The sequence below is a fragment of the Lysinibacillus sp. FJAT-14222 genome, from assembly GCF_001278875.1.
Classification (GTDB): Bacteria; Bacillota; Bacilli; order Bacillales_A; family Planococcaceae; genus Lysinibacillus; species Lysinibacillus agricola.
On sequence record NZ_LIYL01000024.1, the window covers coordinates 46945 to 62023 of the forward strand.

17 protein-coding genes are annotated in these 15079 nt (G+C 36.9%); 4 read left to right on the forward strand and 13 right to left on the reverse strand.

Annotation, left to right across the window (positions count from 1 at the left end):
• Positions 1–420: 420 nt before the first annotated feature.
• The 6 genes from AN161_RS12290 to AN161_RS12315 all read right to left on the reverse strand — a co-directional run bounded on the left by AN161_RS12290 (position 421) and on the right by AN161_RS12315 (position 4211).
• Positions 421–816, reverse strand: a complete 396-nt coding sequence (locus AN161_RS12290) for a DUF3397 domain-containing protein (protein ID WP_053594650.1) — start codon at positions 814–816, stop codon at positions 421–423.
• Positions 813–1715 (reverse strand): 2-dehydropantoate 2-reductase, encoded by a 903-nt coding sequence (locus AN161_RS12295; protein WP_053594651.1) that lies wholly within the window; start codon positions 1713–1715, stop codon positions 813–815. Before AN161_RS12295 ends, AN161_RS12290 begins: the two co-directional genes overlap by 4 nt.
• A 345-nt stretch (positions 1716–2060) precedes the next feature.
• Positions 2061–2438, reverse strand: coding sequence for a transcriptional regulator (locus AN161_RS12300; RefSeq protein ID WP_053594652.1), 378 nt, complete (start codon positions 2436–2438; stop codon positions 2061–2063).
• A 110-nt stretch (positions 2439–2548) separates the two neighbouring features.
• Positions 2549–3316 carry an enoyl-CoA hydratase/isomerase family protein gene (locus AN161_RS12305; RefSeq protein ID WP_053594653.1) on the reverse strand — a complete coding sequence of 256 codons (768 nt, stop codon included), beginning with the start codon at positions 3314–3316 and terminating at the stop codon, positions 2549–2551.
• A gap of 163 nt (positions 3317–3479) precedes the next feature.
• Positions 3480–3653, reverse strand: a complete 174-nt coding sequence (gene rpmF / locus AN161_RS12310; RefSeq protein ID WP_010858320.1) for a 50S ribosomal protein L32 — start codon at positions 3651–3653, stop codon at positions 3480–3482.
• 24 nt (positions 3654–3677) lie between these two features.
• On the reverse strand, positions 3678–4211 hold the full coding sequence (locus tag AN161_RS12315; protein ID WP_053594654.1) for a YceD family protein: 534 nt from the start codon (positions 4209–4211) through the stop codon (positions 3678–3680).
• A 203-nt stretch (positions 4212–4414) separates the two neighbouring features.
• Here AN161_RS12315 and AN161_RS12320 point away from each other — a divergent pair, with 203 nt between their 5' ends.
• Positions 4415–5626, forward strand: coding sequence for a nucleotidyltransferase (locus AN161_RS12320; protein WP_053594655.1), 1212 nt, complete (start codon positions 4415–4417; stop codon positions 5624–5626).
• A gap of 360 nt (positions 5627–5986) precedes the next feature.
• Here the strand turns inward: AN161_RS12320 and AN161_RS12325 are convergent, their stop codons facing one another.
• Positions 5987–7033, reverse strand: coding sequence for a SepM family pheromone-processing serine protease (locus tag AN161_RS12325; RefSeq protein ID WP_053594656.1), 1047 nt, complete (start codon positions 7031–7033; stop codon positions 5987–5989).
• Positions 7034–7151: 118 nt separating this feature from the next.
• Here AN161_RS12325 and AN161_RS12330 point away from each other — a divergent pair, with 118 nt between their 5' ends.
• A complete protein-coding gene (locus tag AN161_RS12330; RefSeq protein WP_241774558.1) occupies positions 7152–8051 on the forward strand; it encodes a hypothetical protein in 900 nt (299 codons plus the stop codon).
• Positions 8052–8549: 498 nt separating this feature from the next.
• Here the strand turns inward: AN161_RS12330 and coaD are convergent, their stop codons facing one another.
• The 3 genes from coaD to AN161_RS12345 all read right to left on the reverse strand — a co-directional run bounded on the left by coaD (position 8550) and on the right by AN161_RS12345 (position 11191).
• Positions 8550–9041, reverse strand: a complete 492-nt coding sequence (coaD, locus tag AN161_RS12335) for a pantetheine-phosphate adenylyltransferase (RefSeq protein WP_053594657.1) — start codon at positions 9039–9041, stop codon at positions 8550–8552.
• 97 nt (positions 9042–9138) lie between these two features.
• Positions 9139–9699, reverse strand: a complete 561-nt coding sequence (rsmD, locus tag AN161_RS12340; protein ID WP_053594658.1) for a 16S rRNA (guanine(966)-N(2))-methyltransferase RsmD — start codon at positions 9697–9699, stop codon at positions 9139–9141.
• A 76-nt stretch (positions 9700–9775) separates the two neighbouring features.
• Positions 9776–11191 carry a hypothetical protein gene (locus AN161_RS12345; RefSeq protein ID WP_053594659.1) on the reverse strand — a complete coding sequence of 472 codons (1416 nt, stop codon included), beginning with the start codon at positions 11189–11191 and terminating at the stop codon, positions 9776–9778.
• 56 nt (positions 11192–11247) lie between these two features.
• Between AN161_RS12345 and AN161_RS12350 the strand changes: the two genes are divergently transcribed.
• On the forward strand, positions 11248–11637 hold the full coding sequence (locus tag AN161_RS12350) for a hypothetical protein (RefSeq protein ID WP_053594660.1): 390 nt from the start codon (positions 11248–11250) through the stop codon (positions 11635–11637).
• Positions 11638–11639: 2 nt separating this feature from the next.
• Here the strand turns inward: AN161_RS12350 and AN161_RS12355 are convergent, their stop codons facing one another.
• Complete coding sequence (locus AN161_RS12355; protein ID WP_053594661.1) at positions 11640–11912, reverse strand: YlbG family protein; 273 nt, start codon at positions 11910–11912, stop codon at positions 11640–11642.
• Between the two features lie 260 nt (positions 11913–12172).
• On the opposite strand from AN161_RS12355, the gene AN161_RS12360 reads away from it, so the two are divergent.
• Positions 12173–13072, forward strand: coding sequence for a glycerophosphodiester phosphodiesterase (locus AN161_RS12360; RefSeq protein ID WP_053594662.1), 900 nt, complete (start codon positions 12173–12175; stop codon positions 13070–13072).
• Positions 13073–13330: 258 nt separating this feature from the next.
• Here the strand turns inward: AN161_RS12360 and AN161_RS12365 are convergent, their stop codons facing one another.
• Together AN161_RS12365 and AN161_RS12370 are read right to left on the reverse strand one after the other, a co-directional pair.
• Positions 13331–14383, reverse strand: coding sequence for a tartrate dehydrogenase (locus tag AN161_RS12365; protein WP_053594663.1), 1053 nt, complete (start codon positions 14381–14383; stop codon positions 13331–13333).
• A 164-nt stretch (positions 14384–14547) separates the two neighbouring features.
• Positions 14548–14994: a YlbF family regulator gene (locus AN161_RS12370; RefSeq protein WP_053594664.1), complete on the reverse strand. Its 447-nt coding sequence runs from the start codon at positions 14992–14994 to the stop codon at positions 14548–14550.
• Positions 14995–15079 lie beyond the last annotated feature (85 nt).

A 15079-nucleotide genomic window follows, 5' to 3' on the forward strand; every position in this document is an offset into this window, starting at 1 on the left:
TCTCTTACTCTTAATAAGCGCATTTGAAATAAAATAAATCCCTTTAATACTTACTATGCGATTTCCCCTTAGAAAGTTTATTTAAAACGACAATTTCCAACAAATATTTCGAAAAACCGTAATAAGATTTTCGTTAGACTCTCAATTCGTTGACAATCGCTTGTGTAAATTGGGATTTTATAGCTCATCTCCATAACAGGGGTTGATTTTCGTTCCGACCGGGCGCTTTCTTAAGGGCGTCCGACGTCCCACTTCAATCAACTAGAATACATGGCATACGTTTTAATAAATGCCATCCCCATTATTTGGTAATGAACCAATTTTATTTAATATTTTTTGCACATATAGAGTTACTACTAAAAAAACAATTTTTAATGCTATTATTTTAACGCTTATGGCTTCAACATGAAAAGAAAATGCTTAGACAGCCTGTAAATATTCTATTACGGATTGAACAACACCTACTATACAAATAACAATATACGCCGTACTTAGTACTAAAAATTGAAAGCGCCAAATTTTCCTAAGCAGCGGTTTCACTTCAATTTCTTTTTTTGTTCGCCAATCAATATATGTAAAAATTATTGCCATCATTATCGCCAACGTTACTAATAGCGCGCTAACATTGACGTTCCATAGTACACCTATTGCTAGTGGTACCGAAAAAAACAAACATAACGTCGTGACGTCCGATGCTGCTCCAAAAGCATGAGTGCCTCGAAATTTAACCTTTCGACCAATTAAATAGACAATCACAAAAAGGAGGATTGGACAAAAAATAATAATACTTATAACAATATGTAAAAAATCTTTCAACGTCTTTCACCGCTCTCCTCTATCGCAAGTACTTGGTGATATAAAGTACGTAAAGTAGGCAAATTGTGACCACTTGCTAGAGCTTTTTCTAGTATTACCCCAACAATTGTGTCAATTTCACTTTTTCTCCCTTGCATCCGATCCGCTAACATAGATGATGTATTACTTGCCGTTTTTTCACATAAGTTTATCACCTTAAAAAAAGGTATAGTTTGTTCTATGCCTTTAAATGCATCCGTTAACTCTTGATAGATGGTTTGCATTAATAAAAATGCTTGCTTATTCGTTACTAGCTCTCCGTTCTTCACTTGCAATATAGCCGTTAACGGATTAATCAAGCAATTGAATACAGCTTTCTCAAATAGCATTTGTTCCGCATTAGCAACCAATTCAATTGGATATAAAGAATTTCTTAGTTGCAACAACTTATTAAATACATCACTATCCCCTCGCTCTATCGCGATTTTACAAGGACCTATACCTCTATGTTGTACAGTTGACTGATCTATCATTTGAGCACCAAATGACACAGAACAAAAGGCTATATTTTTTTGTGGCAAACGTAGTGCTTCCTCAAAATGTGCTAAACCATTTTGCATAAACAGCAACGGCACTGTACTTGATAATGAAGACAATTGTTCATAAAGCTCTTGTAATTGTACATATTTCACCGCAATCACAATTAAATCTTGCTGTGGTAGCTCCTCTAATTTCGTAGTTGAAGCAACTTTTTGAACAGTTTTTGTTCCATCAACATTCACTCGTGTTAAGTTCTTTGCATTAAGTTCTTTAACTTGTCCAAGTCTTCTTGCAACCAACGTTACAGATACACCAGACTCAGCTAAAAAACTTGCCGTTAACTGACCTACAGCCCCAGCACCAATAACCGCTATATTCACAACACTCCACACCTCCCACATTTACAAATGGGCGATCTAAAATGAAATAACGCCCTTCTAAACAGTCTTATCACAAATATATCGCATACTTAAAGTGATCCATTTTGTCCCTCTCTATAGAAGGAGGTGCCTTAGAACTTTTTCTAAGGCACCTCCTATGCAGGTTCTTTTATTATACAGGATTAGCTGAGTGTTTACGATAATATATAAAGTGAAACTTTAATCAGTGGGGGTTTAATAAATAATTGTATAAACACTTAGCGTGGGATTATGTTTTCGTTTAAGTTTACAGTTTTTCTAAGTAACTTCTTTACAGAACTTTTAACTTTCAATGGCTTCCTCATTTTAATCTTTCATTAAAGAATATCCTTGCTGCAACCATTTCACTAGTTTTTCATGCTCATTTTGTAACTCACGGTGCCTAATTTCAAGATTTTGATAGGCCTCTGTTAATTCATCAAAACTTGTCAACGCCAATTTCAAATGGCTTCGCATAGATTGTTGCGGTTGATTTCGCACAGCTAGTAGTGACTGACTATATTGACCACGTAATGTTTTATTCCAACGGAAACCACATGCTTGTTTTGTACGACCAAGTTCAACAGCAGCCATTTCAAAAGCTTCTAGCTGCGTTTTGCCATTTTGCACATTATGCAACACAATTTCTGCTAATCTTTCATCGTCTTCCTTCGTCCATTGATCTTTTCTTTTTTTCAATTCCATAATCTATCACCCTCGCATTTTTTACTACTATATGCATGTGCGAGCAAAATAGAATCATCGAATTAAAAAAGGCAGCGATTATGTTTTGCTATAATCACTGCCATTATACATTATTTATTGTTCTTCTTTGTCAGAAAATTAGTAACTGCCTCATGGTGAGCTTCACTTTCCCACAATTTTGCACATGTACGAACTTCCTCCATAACACGCTCATACATATTACGCTCACGCCACTTGCGAAGCTCAATTTCTTTATAAGCCTTATGCACAGAAGGATGAATTTTACGCATATGTTCGATAAAATCATTCAAAGCCTCTTCTTTTGAGCCTTCAAAAACGCGCATTGCCCAACCAATCTCATATAGTAATTCTGCTGGATAAGGCTTTGCATCGACTAGCATCTTCATCGCGCGATCATGACGTAATCCTCGTTCGAATAAGTATGTACCGCCACCCCAGCCGCTCGTAATTGCTAATGTCCCCTGTATAAAACCACACTTCGCGTGACTAGCCACTAGACGGAAATCGCAAGCTGTTGCAATCTCACAGCCTCCACCAACCGCTGTTCCATTAATTAATGCAATCGTTGGCACAGGTAATGTTGCAAGGTCGTATAATATTTTGCCCATCTTACTTAACATCCCGAACGCCTCATCCTCAGTTTCAAGCGAATGGAATTCAGATAAATCGCCACCTGAGCAAAATGATTTATCCCCTGCACCTGTCACGACTAAAAAACGTACATCATCATGATTTTGAATATATGTAATTACTTCTCGAAGGCCATCCATAACTTCATCATTGACAGCGTTCCTCTTCTCTTCTCGATTAATTGTAAACGTCATGATACCATCTTTGTTATCAATTACATAAGCCACACTATTTCCCCCTTTGTCCCATTGGATAAATTGTATCATACAATTATTATAGTACTATATATCTTTTTGTTATTAACGAAAAATTCTGTCTCTTCAAACCAACAAAAAGGCTAGTAAAGAGCCATGGTCTCTCTACTAGCCTTTTAAGTGAGCAAACACTGTATTATTTGCTTACTACTTCTTTACCTTTGTATTGTCCGCAAGCTTTGCAAACACGGTGTGATAATTTTGCTTCACCACAGTTTGGGCAAGCTACCATACCAGGTACAGATAGTTTGAAATGCGTACGACGCTTTCTTTTTGCAGTTTTAGAAGTTCTTCTAAATGGTACAGCCATTGATGGCACCTCCTTACAGATCGTCTATTCGTCTGTTTGATCAAAATACTTAGCTAAATTAGCTAGTCTTGGATCCACTTTTTGTGTGTCAGCTTTTTTGTGTAGTTCAACGTCTTCATCTGTTGCGTAAGACCAGTTTTTACCACCTTGCACTTGTCCTTCGGTATTCTCCTTGAACACTTGCAAAGGTATTTCAAGAAGCACTAACTCCTCGATAACCGGCTTCATGTCGATTACTTCACCATCAAGATAGTGAATTTCTCCGTCATCTTCCCCTCGTTTTTCCTCGTCAATCCAGCTGAAAACTTCAACTGTCTCAACTTCGATAGGAAACTCAACATCTTCCCACGTGCGTGCACATGGTAGTGTTAACGTCGCTGTCACGGTTAGCTGACATGTCATTTGCGATGCACCGAAAGTACATAGCCCTTTTACATGAATGGGCGAAATTGCTCGAATATCCTGGTTTCGCTCCATCACCTCGTCCAATTGGACATAGGCATCGATTGGCATCCCGTTTTGGCGGTATTTAGATAATTGATGAATTGACCATTTCATTCGTTTAATCACCTCGAGACAACAATGTTGATTATATAATGTGTAAAAATAGATGTCAAGATAATTTCTTGTCACCTCAATAAAACCCACCTATAATTATATACTACGGTAAGTGTATTTGCTCCAAACAGTTCTAATAAGCAACAGGCTCTGAAATTACTTAGAACGAGAAGCAAATGATAATGATAAAGGGGGCTTAATTAATGCAAGCAGTCGGAATAGTAGTTGAATACAATCCTTTTCACAATGGACATGCCTATCATTTGGAACAGGCAAAAAAAGTAGCACAAGCGGATATTGTCATCGCTGTCATGAGTGGTAATTTTTTGCAGCGTGGTGAACCAGCCATGGTCGATAAATGGACACGCACAAAAATGGCTCTGGCAGGTGGTGTTGATATTGTCATCGAGCTACCCTATGTCTATAGTACCGCGCCTGCAACTGATTTCGCAAAAGGTGCGATTTCCTTACTGTCTGCAATTGGCTGCGATTCTTTTGCCTTTGGAAGCGAAGACGGTGCCATTCAACCCTTTATGAATACGTTCCAGCTTATTAACAATCATCGCACTGAATATGACGCTTTTATTAAAAAAAGCCTTAAAACGGGAGCAAGCTATCCTAAAAGTCTACATTATGCCTATGAACAGCTTTCTCAAAAGTTTCCTGCTACATACATTGATTTGGCACAACCAAACAATATACTTGGTTTTCATTATATTGAGGCTGCCATGATGCTAGATAGTAACATTAAGCCATTAACTATCCCTCGCATTGCAGCAGGTTACCACGACGCTTTACAAGAAGGTGCATCAATTGCTAGTGCCACAGGAATACGCAAGGCTCTAGCAGCAACCAGTGCTCTACAAAGTGTGCAAGACGTTCTCCCTAAAGCATCGTTTGATTATTTAGCTGATTGGTATGAAAAATACGGTAAATTCGCAAGTTGGGAAACATTTTGGCCTTTCTTACAGTTTACACTTATTCGGCATACACCTAATGAACTTACTCGCTACGCTGAAGTAACAGAAGGAATTGAGCATGCTCTTATTAAAGCAGCGAAAACAAGTCTTTCATTCAGCAGCTTTATGGAGAAAATTAAATCAAAACGCTATACGTGGACACGACTTCAGCGTATGCTCACACATATTTATACTGGATTTACAAAGGAACAGTTACAAAGCTTTGATGCCCCATCCAATATACGTTTACTTGGTATGAGTAAGAATGGACAAGCCTATTTAGGAATGCATAAAAAAGACATACCTTTACCTTTAATCAGTCGGGTTGCAGCTATGGATGATACTATGCTTGCTGTAGATATTCATGCAGCAGAGGTTTACAATTTAAGTATAGAACATGGAACAAAAGAGCAAAGTCTTCCTAAAGATTATCAAACACCACCGATTCGTTTTTAAGTAACGAAAAAGGATGCTAGAAATTCTTCTAGCATCCTTTTATGCTGTTAGAAAACAATTACGTCAGTAAAATCACATTATAGCTCTTGTGCAAAGCGAGAGGCTGATTCACATGATATACGTTTTAACAAAATGACATCCAACTTTTTAGTTTTATCGGAACACTTTCAGGAATTATCGACAAACTTTTGAATTTTATCGACTAACTTTCACGTTTTATCACCCAACTTTTAATTTTTATCGACATCCACCTTCCAAAGAGAAAAAAGGATTCATACACAAAACTATGTGTGAATCCTTTTACTTTTTTATGTCGCCCAGTCGGAATGGAAAGCAACTCCACGTTACGGTAATAAAACTTTATTTTGGCTGTAATTGTTTTAAATATTCGATTGCATCATCAACAGTTTTAACTGGAACTATTTTCATTTTTGTACCAATTTCTTTAGCAGTCCTTACTGCAGTATCATAATTAGATTCCAGCTCAGGATATTTCGCTTTCATTTCTGGAGTAATTTCATCATCTGGCGCAAAAAAGATTTCCATATCATCTCGATCCGCAGCAATGATTTTATAATCTATTCCACCAATTCTTCCAACAGAGCCATCAGCCAGCATTTCCCCTGTACCTGCAACAGCATAACCTTTTGTTAAATCTTCTTCGAGTAGTTGATCTAAAATTTCTAATGTAAACATCAGGCCAGCAGATGGACCTCCAATATCCTCTGTCTTCATAGTCACATTTGGATTTGTTTCAATAGATTTACTTTCAGTATACGAAATACCTAAACCAGCTCTTTTCTCTTCTGACTCAGGAATTTCCTTTAACGTTATCGTTACTTCTTGTTCTTTTTTATTACGTATAAATTTAATGGTCGCCTTGTCCCCAAGTTGCTTTGGTTTCAAAAGATCTACAAGCATTTGTTGGTTACTAATTTTTTGTCCATCAACTTCAATAATTTCATCGCCAGCTTTTAGTAGATTATCTGAAGCACCACCATCTAGGACATTTAATACAAAAACACCATTGAAAAGAATTTTTGTTTGAAGGCCAGCTTTTTGAAAAGCTATATATTTTGCATTAAATTGTGAATCAGACATTAATTTATACTGTCGAACATTGTATTCCTCTTCATCCTCCATTGGATTTCGAACTTGAGTAATATCCATTAGTTTTTGATATTTTTGTGTTTTCGCCCACAGATACGAAAAAGGCGTTGCTTGCTGCATAGCCACTGTCATTAAACTCATGGATCCTTTATCGTCAGTATGGTTATTTTCAACGTTAACAAATTTACTGACATCATAAGCACTTCCAGGCTTCATAATATAAGCGTCTAGTCGGTATAACATTAAAAAACAAATAACGACTAATAACACTGAATAAATACTAATTTTTTTCTTCATTGAAAAACACCTCCTAGGACGCTCGCAAAACCATACGTTCATGTTTTTGCCTTTTTTACATATATTGATTTTAGCATTTGCCTATGTGAATGACAAAAAGTTGAAATGAGATGATAACATGTACGCGACAATTCAAATAGCGATTTGCATAGTTCTTATTCTATTACTCTTGTTATTCCCACAAACAGCTCATCATGGTACTGATTTAGGTTTGAACCTTTTTATGGATGCGCTATTCCCATATTTATTACCTTATCTTATTTTAACGCAATGGCTTCTCCGTTTAACTGCTCCTATGCGAACGAAAACAAAAAGAGCTTCTTTATACGTACAAGCCTATATTATTAGCGCACTCGGGGGATATCCGTCTGGAGCAACAACAATTGTTTACTTAAAAAACAGTGGTCAACTACATCCAAAAGAGGCAAATTTTTTATTAGCCGTATGTCATGCACCAAGTCCACTTTTTGTGCTAGGTTTTGTAAGCCTTGATTTATTACAAAGTAGTACGTTCGGATGGATGTTTTTATGTTTACTACATAGTTTTAATATTTGTTGTTTAATTACTGGCTATTTTTTATTCCGTAAAATTGATCCTCCTAGCATTTCCATACACAATACACCTTTAAATACTGCACCATTTTCAGAAAGCATAAAAGAAACAGCACCAACAATACTATTAGTTGGAACTACAATAATTTTTTTCACTACCATCCAGACGATTGTACAGCAAGGCTTAGATTCACTGATACCTAAACTTCCATATGCGGCTGAGCTTTCCATAGCCGCAATTCTTGAAGTTACAAATGGTCTTAAAATGACCGTCTCGGCCTTCCCTAACCTTTCGTATTTACCATTACTAGTTGTTATGTTGTTAACTATGCAAAGTATAAGCATTCACTTACAAATTTTTGTTATTGCGAAATCAGCCAAGCTATCCGTTCGACCATATATAAAATTCCGCCTACTTAGCATAATCATTGTGCCTACTATTTATGCTCTTTTTTTCTTAAAATAAAAAATCGTTCTTATCTTTATCTTTAGAGTAAAAATGAAGCTCATCGTTATAAGAAGTAGGCGACTTTGGATTTCAGGAATGAGTGAAGACTGGACGACTCTTAGAAGATTGGTGTCCTTGATGAGACCGAGGAGTAGGCGGTAGAGGGAAATCAACCATTTTGCTTATTCCTTTAACCTTTCTCAATTGTAAAAGCAAATCAGCAGAAAAATATTATGATAATTCCTCAGGTGTGTTGATTAACCATTTTTTATCCATCCTAATTAATTAGAAGGCTCTGATTTCCGCCACGGGCTACTCGCTTTCCTGCGGGAGTCGAGTAGCCCTACGCTACAATCAGTTAAAATGGACATATATTAGCAAAATAGCAACAAAAAAATCCTTTTATCACTCAATAATAAACCTATATTTTCCTAATCAGCACGCTTGATATTTCCTAAATTTATTTTTATCAAATAAAATAAGGATGCCTTAAAATTAAGACATCCTCTTTGTAGTTTATTTTGTAAAATCATACTTTTCTTTTAAAGCTGCTACAACACAAGTAGGAACAAGCTCACTGACATCACTACCATATTTCGCAACCTCTTTGACAATGCTTGAACTTAAGAATGAGTATTGATTTTTTGTCATAATGAAAAACGTTTCAATAGTTTCATCAAGAAAACGGTTCATCGAAGTAATTTGCATTTCGTATTCGAAATCCGAAACAGCACGCAAACCACGGACAATCGCCTTTGCCTTTTTTTCCTTAGCATAGTCTATTAGCAGTCCAGATGAGCTTTCAATACGTACATTGGGCAAGGTTTTAGTTACCTCAGCCATTAAAGCCATACGCTCTTCTACTGAAAATAATGGCTGCTTTGATGAATTATTTAAAACAGCAACATAAACTGTGTCAAACACATCTGCCGCACGTTTAATAATATCTAAATGGCCAAATGTCACCGGATCAAAACTTCCTGGAACTACAGCAATTTTCTCTGACAACTTATTCTCCCTCTTCCTCTGTGCAACGATCAATTTCGCCTTGGCGTAATGGTAGCTCTTGCTTCGCTACAGCAAACATGTGTTGATGACGCTTCGTTTACACTCCGCTTTCGCACAAATAAACTGAAATAATCGTTCCACCATATGTTTCTTGTCTTTTTAATACAAAGTCCCCAAATCTTTGTGGTAATTCTACTTCTTTTGCATGCTCACATAAAATGATGCCATCATGTTGAATTTTATCATTGTCGACAAGGATCTGTACTAAGTCATAATATTCTTTGTGATGGTATGGTGGATCTAAAAATACTAATTTAAATGTAATATCACGTTTTAATAACGCTTTCACAGCACGCTTCGCATCTATGCGAAATAGCTCAGAACAATCCTCGTAACGACATTTTTTTATGTTTTCCTGTAGCACTTGGAATGCCTTTGCATCCTTTTCAATAAAAACGGCTTGCTCTGCCCCTCTACTTAAAGATTCGATGCCTAAGCCACCGCTTCCTGCAAATAAATCGAGCGCTATGCCTCCATCAAAGAATGGACCAATAATATTAAAAATGGATTCCTTTACTTTATCTGTTGTAGGCCTCGTCGTGTTCCCTGTAATCGCCTTTAACGGCATCCCTTTACGTTCTCCTGCTACAACTCTCATCTTCGCAAATCACCGTACTTTCTTATTCCATATAAAAGTATTTTTGCAGCGAAAGATGAACCTCCGCTGCAAAAATTTATTCTTGTGTTAAGACCTGGATACGATCATCACTTTTTTGTAATTCTACTAAAAATAATCGTTGTAGCCAAGCTTCTTCAACGTAATAATGATTGGCAATTTTAACAATCGGTTCTGAAATAGTAGAATATCTACGTTGATTAAATACATAAAATCCAGGTTCTTTTGGGAATCGGAAGGTGCGATTATCACTATTTATATAATATCCATTTTCACCTTCACCTGCAGTATAGCCTAGATATGGCAATAATGTATCAGCAGTATATAATACTTGTCCTTCAAAGAGAATTACTTGAATATCTTCTTTCAAAACATCATTGACATAAACACTTCGATCATCCTCAAATAATAGTGGATATGTGCCATTTTCTTGGTCCGCATTCAGCTTAAAATAAGACGTTTTTGCATCTAACACCACGGATAAAAGCTCGTCCATTGTTGCAGGAGAAATTGGCTCTTCCCCAAGCTTATTTAGAGCTTCCTGCCATGCCGACTCTTGATTAGCCGTCATATATTCTTTTAATGTCTTCACGATTTCCTTTGTTTTAGCAGAACCAATCGTATCCTTCACTAAATAAGATGCCACAACTTCCGGCAACCATGTTGGTGAATCTTCAAACTTATATTGTGACTTTATTTGTGACAATATAACTTCTTTCTCCACAGCTTGTTCAGTTAATTCTGGCAAAAATAAAAGTCGATCATCATGCTCTTTCACTGGATTCTTTTCTTGAATAATAGCAATATGTTGATCATTCAAAAATTGTAAATTTTCCAATGAAGTTAAGAAATCCTTGGAAATAGCTTCCGGGGCATAAATAGATAACACAGGGGTTTGCTCTTGTACCTTAAGATTACCCGTTTGCCAATAAATATCACGAACTGTACCATATCCACTAAACATTGTATAGTTAACAAGTGAAAGTTGTTGCTGACCTACTAATGGCAAGCCAGTTATCCACTGACCAACAATTTTACTATCAGTTGAAATATGTACAACAGAATAAGATGTTTCACCATTCGTTAATGTGGCGAAAACATTTTGGATGAGCATTTTTTCTTTTAAGCCACCCTCAATTGGAATTATGTATGAAACAGATTGCGATTTAGTCTCTCCTTTTTTAAAGTATGAGACTTCTTCTGATAAGCGATCACAGCTTTTTTCGTTTTCGATAAAGCAACTAGGATTTACAGCATTTTCTGGCCACTTTATTTTCACCTTTTGGTTGGGTAAATTTTTAAAATGTTGGCGAATATCCAAGCTATTTTCCCGATAGACAATTTCTATCTCTTGCGAATAATGGAATTCGCCATTTCCTGTCTCTAAGTCAGACGAATAAGCATGGTACTGGAAAAATATTGTTCCAGTAATAATTAGTGCTAGTATGGAAAAAAAACTCATTGCAAATTTCATGTGCTTGACCTCCCGCAGCATGATACTATGTGTATTGGAAAGGATGTGCAATTTTTATGCCACAACAATTTATAGAATTAGGTGAGGGCTATGGTGATGTTTATGAGCTACTTGAAATCGTGAGAACCAATCAAGATCGCTTCCACCAAGCCTTTATACTAACATCCACTAAAGAAGAAAAAAAGGTTACCTCTTTAGCAGTCGCTTTAAAACCAGTTGGTGAAAGTAAATTCATGCCGATTTATATTTGTCGAGAAGGCATCCCTTATAATGAAGAGCAGCCTTCACAGCGACAAAAAATGTTTGAAGAAAGTATTAAACGACTAGATAGAAAAGCGGTTGTTGTAGAAATAAAGCACTCTTCTATATTTTCGGAATCAAAACTATTTTATCAATACTTAATTGGAATAATGAGACTTCATCACTACGTTCCGGCGTTGATATAATACTATAGACCTGCTTTATAGTCATATTCTTTCGCTTTATCTGGTTTTGCATTTTCATACTCTGTTTTAACAAATGGACGATAAGACTTTACAACGTCTTTCACGAATGGAAGGCGTTGTAGTTTTGTTGTCATTGATTCAATTTCCTCTTGCTCGCAATAAATCACTACATATTTTTGCCTTCGAGAAATATAAAGAACATGACCATATTTTCGAAGAGACTTCGCATGTTTTAATTGATGGACGTAAACGATTAGTCCTTGTCGTTCGTTCATATCGTATTCCCCTCATTTCTTACATAAAAGAATACCATAGACCGGAAAATGATAGCAACAGAGTTTAGCTGACAGAACGCTCATTTTTCCGTTATAATGGAAAAGCATACAACGTTGATTAAGAGTTTTACATTCACTTATGTAAGTTAATAGAGCTCTAGTTTAAGTTAGAAATTTCTCTGATTTTGTTTGCTCACTGAAAATGAAAAGTGAATTCACTAGTACTTTTTATATCATTTTAATTGTTAAGGAGGACGAACATGGGTAAGAAAACAAAAATTGCGCTCGCAATCGCAGCGGCAAGTGCAGCTGCTTGGGCAGGTAGTAAAGCTATTTCTAAACCTCAACAACGAGAAGGTAAACAAGCATTACAATTTGATCACCCAATCATTCTCGCACATCGTGGCGGTGCTCACTTAGCACCAGAACATACAATGCCTGCTTTTAAAAAAGCCGCACAGTTTGGTGTTGACGGCTTTGAAATAGACATTCGCTTAACCAAAGATGAGGAAATTATCGTTTTCCATGATGATACTGTTGATCGTACGACAGATGGCTATGGTCTTGTTGCAGACATGACTTTAGCAGAAATAAATGCTTTAAACCACGGCTATCAATTTGAAGATTTAGATGGGGAAGTTCCTTATCGAAATGAAAAAATTGACGTTGTCACATTACGGGAACTACTAGAAACTTATCCAAATATGTTGGTGAATATTGATATTAAAGACGCACCAGATACTTATGAGGGAAGTTTAATGCCTTCTAAACTATGGCGTTTAATTGAAGAGCTTGGTGCAGAGAATCGAGTAGTTGTCACAAGCTTTTACGGTGAACAGATCGATCGCTTTAATCTATATGCGCAAAACCAAGTAGCACTCGGTGCAGGTGAATCAGATGTTCGTAAAGCATTCGCTTCTTTCTCAAGCCAATTCGGACATTTATATCATCCAAAGGTAGATGTATTCCAGATACCACCTAAATCAGGAGTAATTACACTGGATTCTCCGAAGTTTATTCAGTTTTTAAGCAACTTAAACATCCCTGTACACTATTGGACAATTAATGATGTGGCAACAATGAATAGATTAATTCACAACGGTGCAAAAGGTATTGTTACAGATCGACCTGATATTGCTGTAGAGCTACTACAAAAATAAGAAACAAAGGAATGGAGGCTCCCCTTCATTTTATAATGGTTGACACATTGATTGGTAAGGGCCTCTTCTAACAGCCCTTACCTTTTATTATTATATTTTATCAAGTGTGTTGATTAACCATTTTTATCCATCCTAATTAAATTAGAAGGCTCTGATATCCGCTACGGGCCACTCGCTTTCCTGCGGGCGAGCGACGAGCCGCTTCCTCCGCTGCGCTCCGTGTTCGCCTTGGCGTAATTACGTCTGGAGGCTTTAACTTTATTGTAAATGATGTAATACCGCATCTGTTACATCACGTAATGTCGCTGTTCCTCCCAAATCGGCTGTTTTAATACCTTTCGCTAATGTTGCTTCCATCGCATTCAGCACTTTTGTTCCAAGCTCATGATAACCTAAGAAGTCAAGCATCATTTTACCTGTCCAAATTTGTCCAAACGGATTTGCTATCCCTTGTCCTGCAATATCAGGAGCAGAGCCATGGACTGGTTCAAACATGGATGGATATTGTCGTTCTATATTTAAATTTGCAGCCGGAGCAATTCCAATACTCCCCATAATTGCGCCACCTAAATCAGTTAAAATATCCCCAAATAAATTTGATGCAACAATTACATCGAAGTTTTCTGGCTTCATCACTAAAAAAGCAGCTAAAGCATCAATATGATTAGATACTTGTCCTATGTTCTCGTAATCTTTACCTACTTTAGCAAATACTTCATCCCAAAAAGGCATACTGTAGGTAATTCCATTAGATTTTGTGGCACTTGTCACATGCCCGCGTCGAGTTTTCGCCATTTCAAATGCATATCGCATTGCACGTTCCGTACCCTTCCTTGTGAAAATAGCATTTTGGATAGCAACCTCATCCTGTCCACTATGTATTCTGCCACCGCTCTCCGCATACTCTCCCTCTGAGTTTTCACGTACAACAACAAAATCAAAGCCATTTGGGTTACGTAAAGGGGAAGGCAAACCTTGAAGTAGCTTTGCTGGACGCACATTAATAGATTGCTTCATCTCACGGCGGATTTTAATAAGTAGCCCCCATAATGAAATGTGATCTGGTACTAAATCTGGCATACCTACAGCACCTAAAAAGATTTGATCGTACCCTTTCAAAATTTCAATACCATTATCAGGCATCATTTTACCGGTCTCTAAATAATAATCACAGCCCCATGGGAATGTTGTCCATTCAAATTGAAAGCTGCCATCTAATTGGGCGGCTTTATTCAGAACTTCTATCGCCGCTGGTACAACCTCTTTACCAATTCCATCTCCTGGTATAACGGCAATTCGATAAGTATTCATCTGTTAATCCTCCTTTAATTTCTATATTGCTTATTCAATTACTATACAATTTTCCCGTCATTATTACACCCCGAAGTCGCAATAGCATTGTCATAAAAAAAGACTGTATACAAACTCATAATTCATCGAGTTTGTATACAGTCTAAGAAGAAATATTACCTTGTTTATGCAGAGCAAGAGCAAGAACCGCCTGAGCCACATCCTCCACCACATGAAGAACCTGATGCAAAGAACGGATTACTTACAGGAACTTTCACTGCTTCTGATACAGTTTTTCCTATAAGTAGGCTTATTTCGTCAAGTAAATCTTGAAAATCGTTTTCAGCAATCTTTAAGGCCGAAACCTTTTCATTTAAATCGAGTGCGCGCTTTTGCTGACGAATCGATTTCATAATTGTATGATAATCCGGATGATATTTTCCGAAACGTTGTACATCTTCGTACTGCTCTTTCATGCGATTAAATGCGTGAATAGCTTCAACTAATTGGACGTCGCCATAAACAGCATCATACGCTTGTTGCAGCGTTTTCGCAGGTTCAGAGGAAAGAATCATCTCACAAAGCGCATCGGCCTCATCCAAAATGATTCCCCAGTCAGAGGTCATCATCATTTTTAATTCCCCCAATCTCTTTCCCATCATAACAGATTTTGTGGTAATTTTACATTATTGATATTTTTAAATGAAGGAGTTTTTT

Bases quoted from the DNA above. Each gene is read 5' to 3' on its own strand.
- AN161_RS12300 (WP_053594652.1), bottom strand. From the start codon at position 2,438: ATGGAATTGAAAAAAAGAAAAGATCAATGGACGAAGGAAGACGATGAA.
- rpmF (WP_010858320.1), bottom strand. From the start codon at position 3,653: ATGGCTGTACCATTTAGAAGAACTTCTAAAACTGCAAAAAGAAAGCGT.
- AN161_RS12315 (WP_053594654.1), bottom strand. From the start codon at position 4,211: ATGAAATGGTCAATTCATCAATTATCTAAATACCGCCAAAACGGGATG.
- AN161_RS12320 (WP_053594655.1), top strand. From the start codon at position 4,415: ATGCAAGCAGTCGGAATAGTAGTTGAATACAATCCTTTTCACAATGGA.
- AN161_RS12325 (WP_053594656.1), bottom strand. From the start codon at position 7,033: ATGAAGAAAAAAATTAGTATTTATTCAGTGTTATTAGTCGTTATTTGT.
- AN161_RS12330 (WP_241774558.1), top strand. From the start codon at position 7,152: ATGTACGCGACAATTCAAATAGCGATTTGCATAGTTCTTATTCTATTA.
- rsmD (WP_053594658.1), bottom strand. From the start codon at position 9,699: ATGAGAGTTGTAGCAGGAGAACGTAAAGGGATGCCGTTAAAGGCGATT.
- AN161_RS12345 (WP_053594659.1), bottom strand. From the start codon at position 11,191: ATGAAATTTGCAATGAGTTTTTTTTCCATACTAGCACTAATTATTACT.
- AN161_RS12350 (WP_053594660.1), top strand. From the start codon at position 11,248: ATGCCACAACAATTTATAGAATTAGGTGAGGGCTATGGTGATGTTTAT.
- AN161_RS12355 (WP_053594661.1), bottom strand. From the start codon at position 11,912: ATGAACGAACGACAAGGACTAATCGTTTACGTCCATCAATTAAAACAT.
- AN161_RS12360 (WP_053594662.1), top strand. From the start codon at position 12,173: ATGGGTAAGAAAACAAAAATTGCGCTCGCAATCGCAGCGGCAAGTGCA.
- AN161_RS12365 (WP_053594663.1), bottom strand. From the start codon at position 14,383: ATGAATACTTATCGAATTGCCGTTATACCAGGAGATGGAATTGGTAAA.
- AN161_RS12370 (WP_053594664.1), bottom strand. From the start codon at position 14,994: ATGATGATGACCTCTGACTGGGGAATCATTTTGGATGAGGCCGATGCG.